This is a genomic window from Peribacillus sp. P4_C12 (assembly GCF_056402095.1).
Window position 1 is genome coordinate 1 of the sequence record NZ_JBFUIB010000584.1, and the last position, 2,080, is coordinate 2,080.

2 protein-coding genes are annotated in these 2,080 nt (G+C 43.5%); both read left to right on the forward strand.

From position 1 onward, the window contains the following. On the forward strand, positions 1-734 hold a 734-nt coding region (locus AC1DUW_RS26800), incomplete at its 5' end, for an enoyl-CoA hydratase/isomerase family protein (protein WP_477643926.1). A gap of 47 nt (positions 735-781) precedes the next feature. Then, the gene (locus tag AC1DUW_RS26805) at positions 782-1,963 is read left to right on the forward strand and encodes an acetyl-CoA C-acetyltransferase (RefSeq protein WP_477643927.1); all 1,182 of its coding nucleotides are present in this window, start codon (positions 782-784) and stop codon (positions 1,961-1,963) included. Positions 1,964-2,080: the final 117 nt, after the last annotated feature.

Here is a 2,080-nt window from a genome sequence, read left to right on the forward strand (position 1 = left end):
TAGCAACTGTTTATTTGAATAGACCCCCTCACAATCCATTAAACTGGCAGTCTTTTAAAGAACTTTCCATGCTTATGGATCAATTGGACCGTGACAGCAGGGTAAGAGCAGTGATCATTACGGGCAGTGGCGATCGATCATTTGCAGCCGGCGCAGACATAAAAGAGATGATGAACCTGACGGAAATGGAGATTCTGCAGAATAATGAAATTTCCCGAGGAGCTTTTGAAAAAATGGAACGGCTGTCAAAACCTATAATTGCAGCTGTAAATGGTCTTGCTTTAGGCGGCGGTGCGGAGCTTGCCCTTGCTTGTGATTTGATTATTTGTTCTGAACGCACGAAATTCGGATTTCCGGAAATTAATCTGGGGATTATTCCAGGAGGCGGAGGAACTCAGCGTTTTCAGCGTTTAGTTGGCCAAAAAGCGGCTAAGGAAATTCTGTATTTTGGCGAAATGTTCTCCGGTGAAAGAGCCTATGAACTTGGTATTGTTAATAAAGTCGTTCCTGCAGATCAACTGTTGACTGAAGCGAAAGAATGGGCAGTAAAATTGGCAGGTAAATCTTCGATGGCAATGAAGATGATGAAAAAGGCAGTTAATGCCGGCGCCAATACAGACTTAGATACAGCACTGGATATTGAAATGGCTTGTTTTGGTAACACGTTTGCCTCTTCTGACCGTAAGGAAGGCATGCAGGCCTTCGTAGAAAAAAGAAAAGCTATTTTTAAATAACAAAATGGGGGCGCTAGCGTCCCAATATAAAAGGGAGGATACAAAACATGGCGGGAAACGATATTGTTTTAATAGAGGGAGCAAGAACGGCATTTACTGAATTCGGGGGATCTTTCAAAGATGTTTCAGCTATTGACCTCGGTGTAATAGCTTCTAAGGAAGCAATGACTCGTTCAGGGATAAAACCAGAAGAAGTAGATCAAGTAGTGATGGGGAATGTTATTCAATCAAGCGGCGACGCTGTGTTCCTAGGTAGGCATATTGGATTGAAATCTGGTATCCCGCAGTCAGCACCAGGGCTTACCGTCAATCGTTTATGCGGTTCTGGATTGCAGGCCATTGTATCGGCAGCCCAATCCATCAGGCTTGGTGAATCACAAGTAGCCCTTGCTGGTGGAGCGGAAAATATGAGCCAAATCCCTCATGTTATTCGTGGAGCACGCTTTGGGATTCCTCTTGGGCAAGCACCAATGGCCGATTTTCTATGGGAATCCCTATATGATCCATATGGAGATTGCACGATGTCCATCACGGCAGAAAATATTGCCTCAGAGTATGGTATCACCCGAGAAAGCTGCGATGRGTTCGCAGTAAGAAGTAACGAGCGGGCACTAGCCGCCATTGAAAAAGGTTACTTTGGCAAAGAAATTACCCCAGTAGCTATTAAAACAAGAAAAGGCGAAGTGAATATTGATCGGGACGAACATCCTCGTGCTTCAACCTATGAGAAAATCTCCAAGTTAAAAGCACGGTTTAAAGATAATGGGGTCGTTACAGCAGCCAATGCAAGTGGTATCAATGATGGAGCGGCAGCGGTCATTCTAACATCTTCAGATTATGCTGAAAAAAATAACATTAAACCGTTAGCCCGTCTCGTTTCCTATGGAATCTCCGGCGTTGATCCAAAATTAATGGGATTAGGACCAGTTACGGCTATTCAGCAAGCGCTTTCAAGGGCAAGGATGGATATTAAGGATCTCGATCTTGTTGAAATTAATGAAGCATTTGCTGCTCAATATCTTGGGTGCCAAAAACTGCTTGATTTTGATCCTGAAATTGGAAATGTCAACGGAGGCGCAGTGGCTTTAGGCCATCCGTTAGGCGCAAGTGGTGCACGTATTTCACTTTCCTTAATTTATGAATTGCAAAGACGCGGGAAAAAGTATGGCGTATCTTCGCTTTGTATCGGTGGAGGTCAAGGGATTGCTGCAATTTGGGAAGCAATTTAATGAATCGTTTTAGTTAGTAAAGGAGGTAAGGTATTTGATAGCCAATCATACTGGGACGAATTCTTATACAGTATCACAGGTCTTTAAACATGCAGTTTTAACCACACCGGAAAAAGA